The sequence below is a fragment of the Persicobacter psychrovividus genome, assembly GCF_036492425.1.
Classification (GTDB): Bacteria; Bacteroidota; Bacteroidia; order Cytophagales; family Cyclobacteriaceae; genus Persicobacter; species Persicobacter psychrovividus.
The window spans coordinates 1,949,680-1,966,831 of record NZ_AP025292.1 but is presented as its reverse complement, the minus strand read 5'-3'; the positions used below and the strand labels follow the sequence as shown (position 1 = coordinate 1,966,831).

The 17,152-nt window shown below is 43.0% G+C and carries 17 protein-coding genes; 12 read left to right on the top strand and 5 right to left on the bottom strand.

Annotated elements, in window-relative coordinates; translation table 11 throughout:
• Nucleotides 1–86: 86 nt before the first annotated feature.
• The 4 genes from AABK40_RS08430 to AABK40_RS08415 all read left to right on the top strand — a co-directional run bounded on the left by AABK40_RS08430 (nucleotide 87) and on the right by AABK40_RS08415 (nucleotide 5,599).
• Nucleotides 87–2,495, top strand: coding sequence for a TonB-dependent receptor plug domain-containing protein (locus tag AABK40_RS08430; protein ID WP_338396753.1), 2,409 nt, complete (start codon nucleotides 87–89; stop codon nucleotides 2,493–2,495).
• Between the two features lie 18 nt (nucleotides 2,496–2,513).
• Nucleotides 2,514–3,104: a penicillin-binding protein activator LpoB gene (locus AABK40_RS08425; protein WP_332919105.1), complete on the top strand. Its 591-nt coding sequence runs from the start codon at nucleotides 2,514–2,516 to the stop codon at nucleotides 3,102–3,104.
• Nucleotides 3,105–3,226: 122 nt separating this feature from the next.
• On the top strand, nucleotides 3,227–4,642 hold the full coding sequence (locus AABK40_RS08420; protein ID WP_338396752.1) for a COG3014 family protein: 1,416 nt from the start codon (nucleotides 3,227–3,229) through the stop codon (nucleotides 4,640–4,642).
• 156 nt (nucleotides 4,643–4,798) lie between these two features.
• Nucleotides 4,799–5,599 (top strand): SDR family NAD(P)-dependent oxidoreductase, encoded by an 801-nt coding sequence (locus tag AABK40_RS08415; RefSeq protein ID WP_332919107.1) that lies wholly within the window; start codon nucleotides 4,799–4,801, stop codon nucleotides 5,597–5,599.
• A 78-nt stretch (nucleotides 5,600–5,677) separates the two neighbouring features.
• Here the strand turns inward: AABK40_RS08415 and lhgO are convergent, their stop codons facing one another.
• A complete protein-coding gene (gene lhgO / locus AABK40_RS08410; protein ID WP_332919108.1) occupies nucleotides 5,678–6,889 on the bottom strand; it encodes an L-2-hydroxyglutarate oxidase in 1,212 nt (403 codons plus the stop codon).
• Between the two features lie 248 nt (nucleotides 6,890–7,137).
• Between lhgO and AABK40_RS08405 the strand changes: the two genes are divergently transcribed.
• Both AABK40_RS08405 and AABK40_RS08400 read left to right on the top strand, forming a co-directional pair.
• Nucleotides 7,138–8,505: a sigma-54-dependent transcriptional regulator gene (locus AABK40_RS08405; protein ID WP_332919109.1), complete on the top strand. Its 1,368-nt coding sequence runs from the start codon at nucleotides 7,138–7,140 to the stop codon at nucleotides 8,503–8,505.
• Nucleotides 8,506–8,530: 25 nt separating this feature from the next.
• Nucleotides 8,531–8,884, top strand: coding sequence for an Hpt domain-containing protein (locus AABK40_RS08400; RefSeq protein WP_332919110.1), 354 nt, complete (start codon nucleotides 8,531–8,533; stop codon nucleotides 8,882–8,884).
• A 64-nt stretch (nucleotides 8,885–8,948) separates the two neighbouring features.
• Here AABK40_RS08400 and AABK40_RS08395 read toward each other — a convergent pair whose 3' ends face one another.
• Nucleotides 8,949–9,386, bottom strand: coding sequence for a peptidylprolyl isomerase (locus tag AABK40_RS08395; RefSeq protein ID WP_332919111.1), 438 nt, complete (start codon nucleotides 9,384–9,386; stop codon nucleotides 8,949–8,951).
• A gap of 131 nt (nucleotides 9,387–9,517) precedes the next feature.
• Here AABK40_RS08395 and AABK40_RS08390 point away from each other — a divergent pair, with 131 nt between their 5' ends.
• The 4 genes from AABK40_RS08390 to AABK40_RS08375 all read left to right on the top strand — a co-directional run bounded on the left by AABK40_RS08390 (nucleotide 9,518) and on the right by AABK40_RS08375 (nucleotide 13,697).
• Nucleotides 9,518–9,826, top strand: coding sequence for a hypothetical protein (locus tag AABK40_RS08390; protein ID WP_332919112.1), 309 nt, complete (start codon nucleotides 9,518–9,520; stop codon nucleotides 9,824–9,826).
• Nucleotides 9,827–9,838: 12 nt separating this feature from the next.
• On the top strand, nucleotides 9,839–10,651 hold the full coding sequence (locus AABK40_RS08385; protein WP_332919113.1) for an XRE family transcriptional regulator: 813 nt from the start codon (nucleotides 9,839–9,841) through the stop codon (nucleotides 10,649–10,651).
• A gap of 67 nt (nucleotides 10,652–10,718) precedes the next feature.
• Nucleotides 10,719–11,102 (top strand): DUF3127 domain-containing protein, encoded by a 384-nt coding sequence (locus tag AABK40_RS08380; protein WP_332919114.1) that lies wholly within the window; start codon nucleotides 10,719–10,721, stop codon nucleotides 11,100–11,102.
• A 120-nt stretch (nucleotides 11,103–11,222) separates the two neighbouring features.
• The gene (locus AABK40_RS08375; RefSeq protein WP_338396751.1) at nucleotides 11,223–13,697 is read left to right on the top strand and encodes a PIG-L family deacetylase; all 2,475 of its coding nucleotides are present in this window, start codon (nucleotides 11,223–11,225) and stop codon (nucleotides 13,695–13,697) included.
• Here AABK40_RS08375 and AABK40_RS08370 read toward each other — a convergent pair.
• A complete protein-coding gene (locus AABK40_RS08370; RefSeq protein WP_338396750.1) occupies nucleotides 13,678–14,292 on the bottom strand; it encodes a hypothetical protein in 615 nt (204 codons plus the stop codon). The genes AABK40_RS08375 and AABK40_RS08370 overlap by 20 nt on opposite strands.
• Before the next feature lie 195 nt (nucleotides 14,293–14,487).
• Here AABK40_RS08370 and AABK40_RS08365 point away from each other — a divergent pair, with 195 nt between their 5' ends.
• Entirely contained in the window at nucleotides 14,488–14,904 is a 417-nt protein-coding gene (locus tag AABK40_RS08365) for a BT0820 family HAD-type phosphatase (protein ID WP_332919117.1), read from the top strand.
• A gap of 2 nt (nucleotides 14,905–14,906) precedes the next feature.
• A complete protein-coding gene (locus AABK40_RS08360; protein WP_338396749.1) occupies nucleotides 14,907–15,440 on the top strand; it encodes an NUDIX hydrolase in 534 nt (177 codons plus the stop codon).
• A gap of 35 nt (nucleotides 15,441–15,475) precedes the next feature.
• Here AABK40_RS08360 and AABK40_RS08355 read toward each other — a convergent pair whose 3' ends face one another.
• Nucleotides 15,476–16,414, bottom strand: a complete 939-nt coding sequence (locus tag AABK40_RS08355; RefSeq protein WP_332919119.1) for a hydrogen peroxide-inducible genes activator — start codon at nucleotides 16,412–16,414, stop codon at nucleotides 15,476–15,478.
• Nucleotides 16,415–16,475: 61 nt separating this feature from the next.
• Nucleotides 16,476–17,027, bottom strand: coding sequence for a GNAT family N-acetyltransferase (locus tag AABK40_RS08350; RefSeq protein WP_338396748.1), 552 nt, complete (start codon nucleotides 17,025–17,027; stop codon nucleotides 16,476–16,478).
• Nucleotides 17,028–17,152 lie beyond the last annotated feature (125 nt).

Below are 17,152 nucleotides of genomic sequence, written 5' to 3'. Positions count from 1 at the left end.
AAAATAAAGCGAAGGCGATTGTGGTGAATACAATCGCCTTTTCTATTTTTACGGATTGATTTTTATTGATTATTTGAACGTCCTGTATGTCATTGCCATTTTTTAAACGCCCGAATGGGCTTGTTTTTGTACTTACCTTCTTATTGATTTTATCTTTTCCATCACTGACTTTCGGTCAGGAGATGTTCAAAGGGAAAGTGATGGATCAGGAGGGGGGAGCCCTTCCCTGGGTGCAGATTAAAGCGATGAACTTTAAAGGCCTTGCACAAACCGACTCCCTGGGCCGATTTTCAATTCAGGTGCCCGATGAATTGTCGGTGATTAAACTTCAGTTTTATTATTTGAATGTGAAAGATGCCACATTCTCCGTTGCGCGAGATGATTGGAGTAAAAACCAGAGTTTTACGCTTCAGCTTGAAACCAAGCAGTTGGAGGATGTCCGGATCGATGCCCAAAAATGGGAAGAGGTGCGGCAGCAGGCAGGAGCAGTAACCATAGATGCACGGCAAACCGTGAATATGCCTTCAGTCGGAGGGGAATTTAATCAGGTTATTGCGCTATTGCCAGGTGTGTCGAGTAATTCTGAACTTTCATCTTCTTATTCTGTACGTGGAGGGAGTTTTGACGAAAACCTGGTTTATGTCAATAATATACCGATTTACCGTCCGATGTTGGCAAGTCAGGGGCAACAAGAGGGGTTGAGTTTTGTGAATGCGGATATGGTTGGCGACCTGACCTTTTCCGCAGGGGGATGGCAATCGCGCTATGGAGACAAAATGGCCTCAGTTTTGGATATTTCCTACCGTCAGCCCAAAAGAACGGGAGGAAGTGTTGAGCTGGGCTTGTTGGGAGGCAACGCTTTCTTTGAGCAGAAGATCAATGACCGTGGAGGCTGGATTGTCAGTGCTCGACATAAAAGAACAGACTATTTGCTCGGTGGGCTCGATACCCAAGGAGAATACCGCCCGCGATTTACTGATGTGCAGGCTTTTGGGCATTATCGCCTTTCGGGGGATGCACATGCCACGGATCGATACACAGATTTAGAGGTGCTGATGGGCTATGCGAATAATCAGTACTCGGTAGCGCCCACCACAAAGCGGACTTCTTTCGGGACGCTGGACCAAATGTTTAACTTCCTGGTAGCATTTGATGGACGGGAGCAAATGACTTACAGTACTTTTCAGACGGGGCTTAGGTTAATCCGCCAATGGAACAGTAAATGGCGGTCAGAATTTATTGCCTCGGGCTTTTTGACCCGTGAACGGGAATATGTGAATTTGCAAAGTTATTACAGACTCTGTGATGTGGCTGGTGACAATAGCATTAACGGTTGTGCAACGCAGGTTGGGGCGGGCTCGGATTTCAATTATGCCCGAAATGCCCTGGCTGGTGAGGTCGCCAATTTGCAGAGTCATCACGCCGTGGAGCTGAACGATAAAAACAGTCTGACTTTCGGCATGGAATGGAGCGGGCAAGCTTTTGACGATCGGGTGGATGAATATCAGATTACCCAGCAGGCCGACAGCCTTGCGATTAACGATAAAATTGATGAGCATCATGTCATTCATAAATTTACCTTATCGACTTACCTCCAGCACCGCTGGACGCCGACAGAAGGCCTGGTACTGACCACTGGCCTGCGCTCGATTTATGTGCAACAAAGTGGTGAATTACTGTGGAACCCGAGATTGCAGGCCTCTTATCAGCTGCCTGCTGCCCCAGAATGGGTATTGCGGTTTTCGACGGGAAAATATGATCAACCAGCATTTTACCGGGAAATGCGAAGACTCGACGGAAGCCTCAATAGAAATTTATTATCACAAAAATCATGGCACACTTTAGCGGGCTTCGATCATGTTTTTGACATGTGGGATAGGCCTTTTAAATTGGTGTCTGAGGTGTGGTTTAAGTATATGACTGACCTGGTGCCTTATGATATCGATAATGTACGACTAAGATATTGGGGAGAGAACCAATCGTGGGGATATGCCGCTGGCGCTGATGTGTTTTTGAGTGGTGAATTTATTCCTGGAACACAATCTTGGGTGAGTTTGGGCGTTTTGCAGACAGAAGAGAAAATTCCCGAAATAGGGTGGCAGGCGCGTCCTACTGACCAAAGATTTCGATTTGGCATGTTTTTTCAGGATCATCTACCGAACATTCCTACTGCGCGGGTTTTTGTAAGGTACTTCTATGGCAGCGGCTTACCGTTCAGTCCGCCAAACAATTTAGAAAATCGTAACTCTTTAGAAGGTAGGCCGTATAACCGAGTGGATTTAGGCTTCTATAAAGTGTTTCATTTGGGCAGCGAAAAAGCCGCAGAAAAAGATGATTCGAACACGATTTGGTTAGGCTTGGAGGTGCTCAATGCTTTTGGTATTGATAATGTGATTTCTTATAATTGGGTATCAACCAATGATGGAACGCAATTTGCTGTGCCAAATACACTCACCACCAGATTCTGGAATATAAAGATTAAATATAATTTTTAAATCAATAAACCTATTAACATGAAATTAACCCTTCGTAATTTTCTGTTTGCTGCAATTGTAGCAACCCTGGCATGGGGATGCCAGCCACACACTGTTACGCGTGTTTCTCCTGATCAGCAAATTGATTTGAGTGGCCGCTGGAATGATACCGATTCACGCATGGTGGCTCAGGAAATGATTTCAGATGTTATGACTCGTCCATGGGCGGAAGAGCACCTGAAAGCAACCGGTAAAAAGCCTGTTGTGATTATCGGTGCTGTGAAAAATAAAACGGCAGAGCACATTGATCCTGAGGTATTTATTAAGGATATGGAAAAAGAGTTTATCAACTCCGGACGTGTTCGTGTAGTGCAAGATGCTTCTTTCCGTGAGAAATTACGTGAAGAACGTGCAGATCAGTCTGATTATGCATCCAAAGAGACCGCTAAAGGTTGGGGTAAAGAATTGGGTGCTGACTATATGATGTTCGGCGTAATGACTGCCGTAACGGATCAGTATGGAAAGAAAAAGTTGACCAACTACAAAGTGAATTTGGAATTGGTAAATCTTGAAACCAACGAAAAAGTTTGGTTGAACGATAAAGAGATTAAAAAGTATATCAATAACTAATGATTCGTAGTCATTGATAAATTTGAAAGGAAGGGAAAATGAAGTTTCATTTTTTCTTCCTTTTGTGCTTTTTTGGCTACCTTAATTGTGACTAAAATTATCAACACCCTTTATTTTTCTTAATGATTCGCTCCAGTATTTTCGCACTCTTAATCCTTATCGGTTTATCCTCATGTGCTACTTATTATCAGACCAACCAGAAATTCAATTCTGAATTCCAGCAAGGTAAATTAGAAGCCGCGGAGAAAACGCTTTCTTCTGACAAAAAAGGGGAGGAAGGCAGAAACCGTTTCTTGTACCTTGTCAATCAGGGAGTGGTGAACTCGATGATGGGCAATTATGAACTCAGTAATAATTATCTTGAGAAGGCCTATATTTTTGGGGAAGATCACCGTAAAAGTGTCGGCGAAGAAGCCCTGGCGATGGTTTCCAACCCTATGGTTACCACTTACCCAGGCGAAGACCACGAGCATTTGCTGATTCTTTATTATAAGGCATTGAATTATATGATGATGGGTAAAACAGAGCAGGCCTTGGTAGAGTGCCGCCGCCTGGATATCCGTCAGTATGCGCTTTCTGATAAATATAAATCGGAAAGAAAATACCGCAAAGACGCTTTCATTCATACCCTGATGGGCATTTGTTATGATGCTGATAAAGACTACAACAACGCCTTTATTGCCTACCGAAACGCTTATGAGATCTATAAGAATGATTACAAGAAGCTTTTTAATATTGATGCGCCCTATCAGTTGAAAGAAGATCTGATTCGGACGGCGCTCCTGTCTGGTTTTCCCGATGAGGCCGATCAATACCGTAAAGCATTTAATATTGACTACAGATTGCCGAAAGATTATCGCAAGCGAGCAGGGGAGCTGGTGTTCTTCTGGAATAATGGACTTGGACCGGTAAAAGCGGAATGGAGCGTAAACTTCACCCTGGGATCGAACACTGGAATGGTGACCTTTGCCAATCAGGATTTGGGACTGAATTTTGCCTTTCCATATTCTCCTGGCGATAATAAGAACAACGACCTGACAGATCTGAATTTCATTCGCGTGGCATTCCCGAAATATGTAGAACGCCCAACGGTTTTCAGTGGAGGTACACTGACTGGGGAAGGCTTGAATCTGAAAATGAATGAAGTGGAAGATGTTAATGCCATTGCTTTTAAAACCTTGCAGGAACGGATGTTATTGGAGTTCAGTAAAAGTTTGATGCGTGTAGCCCTTAAGAAAGCTGCCGAATATGGCATGCGCGAGCAAAATCAAAACGCAGGACTTGCGCTCGGAATTTTGAATGCACTTACCGAGAAAGCGGATACCCGAAATTGGCAAACCCTGCCACACACGATTTATTATACGCGTGCTCCTTTAAAATCAGGAGAAAATAATTTTGACCTTCAGTTAAAGTCGAAACTTGGAGCGCAGTATAACCAGACACACCACTTTAAATTTACAGGTAACCCTGGTAAAACAATTTTTCAGTCTTTTTCTTCTCTGGAGATTGATCCCCGCTGGAGGCAGCCTGGATATTAATCGGTCTTGATATTGAATTTAGCCTATTTTGTATTAATTTTATCACAATAATAAAATGGGCTTTGTCACTGAAATGCTTGTAAATTGAATGATTATCGCATGGGCTAATGCTGAATTTTTTTTCGAAATTTGTGGTAATTATTAACTTGATCTTTTATGGCTTCTAAAACAGTTTGGGTAATTGGTGCTTCCTCGGGTATCGGGCAGGCACTCACACATCAGTTTCTGGGTAATGAGGACCGCCTCATAGTTTCTTCTCACGATGAAAGAAAGCTGAATTCCGCTGTAAAGGAAGTCGTGTACGTCGAGAAAGATTTGTTGGTCAAACCCTTGGATCTCGAACAGCCCGACGCATTTCCTGATATTGTAGAAGAGGTTTTTGAATGGGCAAATGGGAAAATAGATGTCGTCGTTTTTTCTTCAGGCCTGGGGCAACGAGCCTCTTTTGAAGAGTTGGAATATTGGGTGTTTGAGAAAATTATGCAGGTGAATTTCATGAGCTATTCATATTTGACCAAACTGATTGTGCCTCGGTTTATGGCCAGTAAAGGCGGAAAATTTGTGGTGATCAGTAGTGTGCAAGGTAAGTTTGGTATTCCCAACCGCACCGCCTATGCGGCAAGCAAACATGCCCTCCATGGCTTTTTCGACAGCTTGCGTGCAGAATGTTACCCATTGATCAAAGTGTTACTGGTTTGCCCGGCTTACGTTCGCACCCGATTTTCGATCAACGCTGTGAAAGGTGATGGTACTGAAAATCGGAAAATGGATAAAGGTCAAAAACTGGGAATGGCCCCTGAGGATTGTGCACAGGCCATTATTAAAGCCATAGAAAAAGATAAACAGGAGATTGTTTTAGGACGGTCCAAAGAAAAACTCGGCGTTTGGATTAAGCGCTTTTTTCCGTCCCTTTTGGAACGGATGGTTAGGAGTAGTAAGTTTGTGAAGAATAAATAAACAAAGCCGCCCATTAAGGCGGCTTTGTTGTTAATATAAACTTGAGTGCAGTATTTGTCAGTCAGGAAAAAGAAGGGCTTAAAGCGCTTTTGCCTTCAGTTTGTTCAGTGCTTTATTGGCAATGGTCTCACCAATTGCCAAAGAGGCCGTAGCGGCAGGTGATGGGGCGTTACAAACGTTCACCACGCGGTCTGTTTCAAAAATCTGGAAATCATCGACAAGGCTACCGTCTTTGTTGCAGGCCTGTGCTCGGATGCCCGCGCCACCAACGACTAAATCATCCTGCTTTACGGCAGGCAATAGTGCTTGAAGAGCAGTTGTGAAGGCGGATTTAGAGAAGGAACGATACATTTCTCCCATGCCCATTTTCCAGAATTTTGAAGCAACCTTCCGAAACCCTTTGAAAGATAGGATTTCAAGTAGTTCGCCCATATTGATCTGGTGCTTTTTGTAGCTTTCACGGCCGAAGGCTAAAACTGCATTGGGCCCCGCCTCTACACCACCTCGGATCATGCGTGTAAAGTGCACTCCCAAAAATGGAAAGTTAGGGTCAGGGACAGGGTAGATCAGGTTTTTGACCAATGCTGATTTCTCTTCGCTGAGTTTGTAATACTCACCACGGAAAGGAATGATTTTCAGGTCTACCTCTGGTTGCGTCATTCGTGCGATTTTATCTGAATACAATCCCGCGCAGTTTACAAATAGCTTGGAGCGGTATTCGTGTTTATCGGATTTGATAATGCACTGGCCATTGTGCTCCTTGACATCAACAACTTTCTCGTTCAAATGGATCAGCCCGCCTTTTTCCGTGATCACATCCGCATACTTCAGGCACACCTCTTTATAGTCGATAATGCCCGTTTGCGGTACAAAGATACCCGCCACGCCATTAACGTTCGGTTCGTATTCCTTGAGCTCGTCAGCAGAGAGGATTTTCATCCCCTCCAGGCCATTTTGCAACCCTCTTTCATAAAGATTATGCATCAACGGAACCTGATTCTCCTCCGTAGCCACCACAATTTTTCCGCAAAGCTCATAGTCGATCTGTTGCGCATCGCAAAAAGCCAGGAGTTGGTCATAACCTTTTCTGCAATTGATCGCCTTCAGGCTACCAGGTTTGTAATATAAGCCAGAGTGAATTACCCCGGAATTATTACCTGTTTGGTGTGCGGCAAGCTGGCTTTCTTTTTCCAGAATAAGCAGCTTGGTCGTCGGTTCGGCTTCCAGTATTTTTAAGGCTGTGGCCAGGCCAACAATGCCGCCGCCCACAATAATAATGTCAAATTCCATAATGATGCTAAAGATATTGATTGCAAAATCAGCTCGAAAGTTACATGAATATCTTGACCTTTTGTAAGTAAAAACTTGCTTTTTTTTAAGCTCAATAGCGATAATCATATCTTATCGATCGTGAAAGCATTTTTGCTGATTTTGCTCCTGTTCAAATTTTGGAATACTGATTCCCATTATGGGAAATATATGATGAAATCAGCAAACAATTTTCTTTAGGTTTCGGTAATAATACAAACCTTGTAACTATGCCCGACAATCAACAAGCGACGATATTTATTGTGGAGGACGATCTGTCTTATTCCGTTTTTTTAAGTCATATTTTGTCATTGAACCCCGATTATGAGCTCAAAATTTTTCATACTGGGACAGAACTTATCAATCACCTGAATGAGAAGCCCGACCTGATTACCCTCGATTACTCATTGCCAGACATGGACGGTGAGCATATTTTGAATACCATTAAATCTCAGTTACCTGATGTCCCTGTAATTATTATCAGTGGGCAGGAAGATGTAAAAACGGCGGTGTCGCTCCTCAGGAAAGGAGCCTACGACTACCTGCCGAAAGATGGGGAAACCAAAGATCGACTGTGGCATGTGGTGCGGCATGCTCTTGACGGCGCTTCCTTAAAAGCGGAGGTGGAGAATCTGCGTCGGGAGGTGGCCAATAAATATGAGTTTGAGCGCACCATTATTGGTAATTCGCCCGCCATTCATAAGCTTTTCAAGCTGCTGGAAAAGGCCGTAAAAACCAATATCACGGTTTCGATAACAGGCGAGACGGGAACAGGTAAAGAGTTGGTTGCTAAAGCGATACATTTTAATTCCAATCGTCGGTCTAAACCTTTCGTGCCGGTAAACATTGCGGCCATTCCTAAAGAGCTGATTGAAAGTGAGCTTTTTGGTCATGAAAAGGGTGCATTTACGGGGGCCTTTAATAAGCGGATTGGTAAATTTGAAGAAGCCCACGGGGGCTCTATTTTTCTGGATGAAATCGGGGAAATGGATTTGAATTTGCAGGCGAAGCTGTTGCGGGTGATTCAGGAGCGGGAGGTGGTGAAGATCGGGGGGAATCTGGTGCAGAAAATTGAGGTGCGCATTATTGTGGCCACTCACCGAAATTTGGCGCAAATGGTCAAAGATGGTGAGTTTCGGGAAGATCTGTATTATCGTTTGCTGGGTTTGCCCGTCATGTTACCGCCTTTGCGGGATCGAGATAATGATGTCCTGATGATTGCTAAACACTTCCTGGATCATTTCGTTCATGAAAATCAAATGGACCCGATGTTTTTGTCTGAACAGGCGAAATCCAAACTCCTTCAGTACCGTTTTCCTGGGAATGTCAGGGAATTGAAGTCGGTGATTGAACTTGCCGCAGTTTTGGCGGCGGGCTCCGAAATTACCGCTGAGGAAATACGTTTTAATAGTGTGCTCAGGGATGACAACCTGATTGCTGAAGAGATGACACTCAAAGATTATACCTTCAAGATTATTACGCACTTTTTAGAGAAATATGATCATAATGTGATGCTTGTCGCCGAGAAGCTTGACATTGGAAAATCAACTATATATAGATATATTAAAGAAATGGAAATCGTGAATTCCAATCAATAACCGACTAAACCTAACAACAAAAGCCATGAGTACAATGATTGACTTAACCTACTTGAAATCAATCTGTGATGGAGACACGGATTTCATGAACGATATGATTGAAACCTTTTTACAGGGAACCCCTGACATGATCAAGCAAATGAAAGAAGCTTGTCAGTCGCAAGACTGGGCGCGCCTGGGTGCTTTGGCCCACAAGGTGAAACCCTCGATCTCCTTTATGGGGATCAGCAGTCTTGAAGCCTTGATTCTTGAAATTGAACATTCTGGCAAAGATGCCAAGAACCTGGACAAGATGGCGGGGATGGTAGAGGAGTTTGAGCAGGGCTGTGAGGCCGCTTATGTAGAGCTGAGAGAGGTGATGGAAACGAATAACGCTTGATTACCATATTAAACACAAAAAAAGGGTCGTAAGACCCTTTTTTTATGCATTGTGCTTTCGGAGATTAATCTTCGATAACCACGATTTTTTCAATTTTGTCGCCTTGGCGGATGTCATCAATAACATCTACACCCTCGATTACTTTACCGAAGCAAGTATGGTTGCGGTCAAGGTGCGAAGTGTTGTTTCTGCTGTGGCAGATGAAAAACTGCGACCCGCCAGTGTTGCGGCCAGCATGTGCCATCGATAGTACTCCACGATCGTGGAATTGATTGTCGCCAGTCAATTCACAGTCGATTGAATAACCTGGTCCACCTGCGCCAGTGCCATCTGGGCAACCTCCCTGAATTACGAAATCAGGAATTACGCGGTGGAAAGTCAATCCGTCATAAAATCCTTCTTTAGAAAGTTTGATGAAATTTTCGACAGTTTTTGGTGCGTCGTTTTCATAAAAGGAAACGGTCATCATTCCTTTTTCCGTGTGGATTTCTGCTTTAGCCATTGTTGCTAACTTAAAATTATAAACTAAATAATGTTTTTTACCAGTTGCTCTAATTATTTTAGGCTAATTATTTTGCTAAGTTTTTTTGTTCTATTATATTTGGTATATAACAAAGCTAAAAAATATAGCCCATGCGTATCAGTAGCCAAAAGTTAAAAAGAATCTTGGAGGGTAACCTCACCTTGACTTTGGACGCAAAAAAACTAAAATCAGGGAATTTTCAAATTAAATTCCTCATTCATGAACAGGAGGAGCAAGTACTTTACGGGTACCTTCTGAAAGCGATTTCTGACTTTAGTCTTGAGCAAGAAGAGATTGTGAGTGAAATTGAGTTTAGAATTCTTTCGTTGTGCAAGGATGATTATTTTCAACACAGCCACCTGTACGGGATTGGGCAGAGGCGCCGTGCCGAAGATTTTATGATATATATGTCAGCCTAAAATTTAACAATTATGTCTTTAGTAAGTGAAAACCTGCGGTGGTTAAGAAGACACCGTGGCCTGACTCAGGGTCAGTTGGCCGATGCAGTACAAATTAAGCGCTCATTAGTTGGGGCTTATGAAGAAGGGCGTGCGGATCCAAGAATTCATAACCTGATCAACATCACCCAGTTTTTTGGGGTGTCTGTAGATCAGATGGTGAAAAGGGATTTCTGTCGGGAAGGTGATAAAATTCTTAAAGAGAATCGGTACGGAAAAAAGGAAGCCAAAAGAGGTGAGCGGGTACTGGCCATTACGGTCAATTCAAACAATGATGAAAATATTGAGCTGGTGCCTCAAAAAGCTTCAGCAGGCTACCTGAATGGTTATATGGACCCTGAGTATATTGGGGAGTTGCCGAAATTCAACCTGCCTAATTTACGCAAAAATGGGACCTTCCGCGCTTTCGAGATCAATGGCGATTCTATGCTGCCTTTAGAGTCTGGGACCATCATTGTAGGCCGTTTTCTTGATAACCTGTATCAGGTTCGGAGTGGCAAAACCTATATTGTTGTGACCAAGAAAGAGGGGGTAGTTTACAAGCGGGTTTTTAATTACCTTGAAGACAAAAGGTCGCTTTATCTGGTATCGGATAACCTTCAGTATTCTGCTTATGAGGTGCATGCCGACGATGTGCTTGAGGTATGGGAGTCGAAAGCTTTCATCAGTGTGAAATTTCCAGAAGCGGTGAATGAGGTGGAGGAGATCGAAGAGATGGACCTGAAAGAGTTGAGTAAAATGGTCATGCACCTGAAAGAAGAAATCATTAAGCTTAAAAGTGAATGATTCGTTGGTGCATTTAAGACTTTATCGTAATTTTGACTTTAATAGAAATTAGAAAAAGCAATTTAATATGAATATCCAAGGCAAACTGATTGAAATTTATCCCGTTCAGAACGTTTCTGATCGTTTTCGTAAACGTGAATTTGTAATTGAATATGCTGATAATCCTCAGTATCCACAGTTTATCAAATTTGAATTTACTCAGGACGCATGTGAAGAGTTGGATAAATACCAAACAGGGCAGGATGTGAACGTAGAGTTCAATTTACGTGGCCGCAAGTGGGTGAACCCTCAGGGCCAGGCAGTGTATTTCAATACGTTGCAAGCGTGGAGATTGGCTCCAGCAACTGCAGGTGCCCCAGCTCCTGAAGCTCCGTCTGCTGTTCCTCCAGCACCAACGATGCCTCCTATGGTAGGAAACGACTCATCAAGCGATGATGATTTGCCATTTTAAGATGGTTTAGATAAATTGAGATCCCCAAGCCCTTTTGGTTTTGGGGATTTTTTTTACAAAATTTTTCGGCATGCCTGTTCTCAGCGGGTATTTCCAGCACTAATCAAACAACATCAACCCATGAAATCGCTTTTTCTAAGCTTTTTGGCCCTTTTGCTCACTGTGCCTGTTTTCAGTCAGACAAAAGCGGCCGCAGAAACCCTTCTGAAATTACAACAACTGCCCGTGGCATCTCGGGTGCTGTATATGGCTGCGCATCCCGACGATGAAAACACCCGCCTGATCAGTTATTTGCAAAATGTGGAACATATTGAAACCGCTTACCTGTCCCTTACGCGAGGTGATGGTGGGCAGAACCTGATTGGCCCTGAACTTTGGGAGGGGCTGGGGTTGATTCGTACGCAGGAGTTGCTTGCCGCCCGTTCAGTGGATCATGGGCAGCAGTTTTTTTCCCGAGCGTATGATTTTGGCTACTCAAAACACCCTGACGAAACGTTTGAGTTCTGGAAGAAAGATGCTGTTCTGAGTGATGTGGTAAAGGTGATTCGTGAGTTTCGACCTGACGTTATCATTACCCGATTTCCGACGATCCCCGGGATAACGCACGGCCACCATACGGCATCGGCGATTTTGGCTCTTGAAGGTGCGGAAGCTGCAGCAAACCCAAAATTGTTCAAGCAGTGGGGCGCGGCGCACCAGGTGAAGCGTGTTTTATGGAACACTTCTTCCTGGTTTTACCGAGATCATGAAGAGGATTTTAAGAAGTTGGAAACCCTGAAAGTGGATATTGGACGCTATCAGCCTTTGTTGGGAACATCGGTGGCTGAATTGGCGGCCCTGAGTAGGAGTCAGCATAAAAGTCAGGGTTTTGGGACGATGGCCTACCCTGGGGAAATGCCAGAATATTTTCAGGCACTTGATGGGCAGGCGCTTCCTGCTTCAATAATGGAGAGTGTTGATCAGTCCTGGGGGCGGTTTGCTGGGGGAGAGGCTCTCATGCCATTGGTGAACAAAATTTTATCTTCCTTCTCGGTGGTGAATCCAGCAGCTTCTGTAAAAGATTTATTGCAATTAAGGACTGCTCTTCAGAAGTCGCCATCAAGTTTTTGGCAACAGCAAAAGCTGCAAGAGGTGGATGGGATTATTACCGACTGCCTTGGCCTATTTGCGCAGCTGGAATTGCCTGCTGCGGAAGTATATCCTGCTGAACAATTGAAAGCGACATTAAAGCTATCGACACCTTTTGATGTTGATGTGAAGGTAGATAAAATCAAGGTTTCTCAAATCGGGGAATGGCAGATTGATGAAAAACTTTCAGCGAACGAGTTGTACCAACAAAAAATAGATTTTACAATACCTGCCAATTTTCCACTGTCCCAACCTTATTGGTTAAGAAATGCGCATTCTGCAGGAATGTTTAAGGTGACTAATGCACAACTTATTGGTGATGCCCAGAATGCACCAACATTTTTAGCGAAACTGTTAGTGAAGGTTTCAGGGCAGGAATTCAGCCTGAATATTCCTGTCGTTTATCAGTCATCAGACCCTGTTAAGGGATTAATCAGAAAACCAGTGTTGGTAACGCCAATGGTGGAAATTCAGCCAAACGTTCAAGAGGTGATTTTTGGTAATCAGCAGCAGAAAACTTTGCAGGTGAAGTTGAAGTCAAAGCAAAAGGTGAAGGGGATACTAAAAGTGGAATCGCCAAAGAATTGGGGGGTAACCACTGCTGAATTTCCATTGACGCTAAATAGCCAATCCCAATCGATTACCGTGAAAATCAACAGCCCTGAAAAAGCGGCAAACGGTTTCTTGAAGTTTACTTTTGTTTCGGATCAGGGCGCAATTTTCGATCAGTATGTTCAGCGAATTGAATACGATCATATCCCTACCCAAATGATGGTAAAGGATGCGAAAGTCAGTCTGAAGAAAATGAAACTTGAAGTGCCTGACCGTGAGATTGGTTATATCATGGGGGCAGGGGATCTGATTCCTGAAGCACTCAGGGAAGTGGGGATGTCAGTAAAAATGATCGATGTCGATAAAAACAAGCGCGTGCAGCTACAAGGACTCGATGTGGTGATTCTGGGCGTGCGTGCTTTAAATACCCTGCCACAAATGAAGGATTGGATGCCTTCGTTAATCGAATTTGTAGCTCAGGGCGGTACGGTGATCACGCAATACAATACTTCGCACAGGTTAAAAACAGATCAAATTGGGCCTTATCCGCTGAAATTAGGCAGAAACCGTGTTACGAATGAATTGGCAAAGGTGTCTTTTGTAGATGCTAAGCACCCCGTACTGAATAACTTCAATAAAATTGGGCAGGATGATTTCAGTGGCTGGGTACAGGAAAGAGGGTTGTATTTTCCTCAGGAATGGGACAAAGCTTATCAGCCAATACTCCGGATGGCAGATGATGGAGAAAGCCCTCTTGAATCCGCCTTGTTGGTTGCTCAGCACGGAAAAGGTGTTTTTGTCTATACCTCATTAAGCTTCTTTCGGGAGCTTCCCGCTGGAGTAAATGGCGCATATCGACTGTTTAGCAATATTATTGGATTGCAACAGGGTCAATTTATGGCCGACGGTAAGTAACCCACTGCTGTGAGGTCTGTTGATTATTTGAATAAATGATCACTTCTGAGTAATATTCAGGAGTGATCTTTTGTTTAATCCAATTCATCTGAAGGGTATCGTTGATGGAGGAATACCTGAGTGTTCCCGTCAGCAAGTCGTTTTTTTGCTCCAGTTCGTTACCCAATAGTAAGCCGAGTTTTTCTCGGCACCAACTAAAGAGTAGGTTTTTGGGCAAGGAGGTCATGAAAACGATTTGATGTTCCAAAAGCTGGTGAAATCGAATTTTATTGACCGTAGTGTCTGGAAGTAATAACGATTCATGAGCATCAAAGAATCTTTTCGATTGTTCTTCAAGTATATATTGATTGACACCCTTAAAGTATTTAGCAGCAAGCTCTGTGAGCATTTGCTTTTCAGAAATTAAATTTGCTTGAATTAATTTCTTATAAAAATACAATGTTGTCCGATCAATAAATCCATGTTTTCTTCCCTTCAGGAATGGAATGAAAGAAGATAGGAATTTGGAAGGTGGGATAACATTGTCCAAATCGAATATGACTAAGGTAGGCTCCATGCGTATTTTATTAACCGAGTTCTGTATATCAACACGCATTAAAGGGATTTTGTCTGATTGGAAAGGAAAAAGATGACCATATTCGGTAAATTCATTTTATAAAGTATAAAGAAAGTAAAAATAGGTCTAAGTGAGGAATCAATAAAAAGCAGTACACTTTAGCAAACCAATTTATATATTGAATTAGTTATATTTTTTGTTGATCTTAAAAGCGGGCCATGTATCAGTTGAATTATGAAAATAGCGATAGATTTTGACGGAACAATTGTAGAGGATGCTTATCCTGAAATAGGCCGACCTATGATGTTTGCTTTTGAAACCATGAAGGAGTTGCAAAAACAGGGGCATCAGTTGGTGTTATGGACTTACCGCAGGGGGCAACCATTACGGGATGCGGTGGCCTTCTGTGAAGAGCATGGGATTAATTTTTATGCTGTGAATGAAAGTTACCCCGGAGAATCTATGGAGGGCATCAGTCGTAAAATTGATGCGGAGATATTTATCGATGACCGTAATATTGGCGGTTTTCTGGGCTGGAGTAAAGTTTGGGAACTATTGAATGCTGACCAGCCTGAGATGCATTTTGTGGATTTTGAGGCCCATCAGAATTATAAACAGGAAAAGAGTTTTTGGAGGAAAATTTTCGGGTAAATATGAAATTTTGCAGTCATTGTGGCAGTTCCAATATGGTCATGAAAACACCTGTTGGAGATCATCGGCGCCGTTTTACGTGTGACGATTGTGGTGCCATTCATTATCAAAATCCTCGGGTAATCGCTGGTTGCCTGATTGAACAGGACGAAAAAGTGCTGCTTTTGCGCCGTGAAATAGCACCACAGGCAGGCTTGTGGAATTTACCCGCGGGTTTTCTTGAAAATGGGGAAACCGTTCGGGAAGGGGCCATGCGGGAAACACGTGAGGAGGCAATGGCTGAAGTAGACTTGCAGTATTTACATGTGGTGTATAATCTTCCGCAATTTCATCAGGTGTATCTGATTTATTATGGTGCTTTGCCACAGGGCAGGTTTGGCGCGGGAGAAGAAACGCTTGAAGCCCGATTTTTCGCCAAGTCGGAAATTCCATGGGACGAGATTGCTTTTGAAAGCACCAAATACGCCCTGGAAAAATGGCTCAGCAGAAAGCCCGGCGATCGGCAGGTGTATGAGGGGAGTTTATCCCTAAAATAAAAGAAGATCGGCCTAACCGATCTTCTTTTTGTCATTTATTTCCATTCTACAATGTTGCCTCCATTGGCAGAGAGCATACTTTCAGGAACTGATTTTTTAAGTTCCTCTTCCAGTAATTTTATCAGCTTCTTTTTCGCAAAGTTGCGTGTATAAATCATACTGATCTCGCGGTATTGTTTCTGTTCTCCCATTACCTTGAGTTGCTCGGCTTTAATGCCTTCAGTGCCCAGTTCAGGCAGTACCGTAAAGCCTCCTTCGGTATCAACAATTTTTCGAAGCGTCTCTAAAGAACCGCTCTCAAATTCAAAGCCTGGCAAGCTGTTGTTTTTGCTGATCTTACAAATATTCAGCATCTGATTCCGGAAACAGTGGCCTTCAGAAAGTAACCAAATTCTTTCCCCTTTCAGGTATTCAGGCGTGATCGGCGTATCAATTTGATTGATATGCTGCTCGTTGAAGTATAAAAATAACTCTTCGTAAAATAAAGGAATTTCTTCTACCTCAGCCTCGTCGAGTGGTGTCACCAAAATCGCAACATCCAGGGTATCATTCTTCAATGATTTCAGGATGTTGTCAGTAAGCATTTCCTTGATGGTCAGCTTAACGTTCGGAAAAGCTTTATAAAAATTCCCAATGAATCTAGGGATCAGGTAAGGGGCGATCGTTGGAATAATTCCCACTTTCAGCTCTCCTGAAACAGTTTCGCGGTAATCCTGAAGAATATCGTTGATTCTTTCCACCTCATTCAGTACCGTTCGCGATTGTGCGATGATTTTTGCACCGGCGTCCGTCGGAATGATGGGTTGCTTTGTACGGTCAAAAATCGTTACCCCTAATTGGTCTTCGAGCTTTTTGATCTGCATACTCAAAGTAGGCTGAGTAACAAAGCAGTGTTCGGCAGCCGTAACAAAATGGCGGTGGGTATCCACCGCCACAATGTACTCCATCTGCGTGATTGATATGTTAAGCATCATATGATGTTCTAATAATTGCTATTGGCGTAAATTAGATTCAACAGATCAATTATCCAAAATATCAGGCCATTTTAGCTGTGATTTCTTGCTCGAGTAAACCTAATATAATTAAATCTTCATATCGGTCGTAAAACCATTCTGATTGCCGCAGTTTACCTTCAATATTAAAGCCAAGTCTTTCTGCAAAACGGAGGGTGTCCTGATGTCCACTTTTACATCTGATCTCCAGGCGGTTCAGCTTCCAGTTCATAAAGCCAAACTGAATCACCTGCTGGGTGGCATTTTTGGCAATCCCTTTTTTCTGGGCTTCCTGGTCAAGCCAAATACTCAGCTGGCCTGTTTTATTGTGCTGATCGATGTCATAGATTCCTACATTGCCAATGAGCTGATCCTGCTTAAATATCCCATACATAATGCCCTGCTCGTTTTTCATTTTTTGGTCGTAAGTAGAAATGAAATGCGCAATTTGCTTTTGGTTTTTCTGAATTTCCACCCAGGGGAAGTGCTGCCGCAGGAAGTTTCGATTTTTATCAATAAGACTCAGTAAGTCTTCAGTGTGTGTAAAATTTAAAGGGACCAATTTAATCATCGGAGAAATCTCAATCGCTACCATATTGTTCAGTCAGGTTATTTATACATATTACTGATGATGAGAATGAATGTTTGGTATTGGAAAAAAATTACAGTATTCATCATTTTTTCAGATGATTATTGCTAATTCATTTGTTAAAACAATAA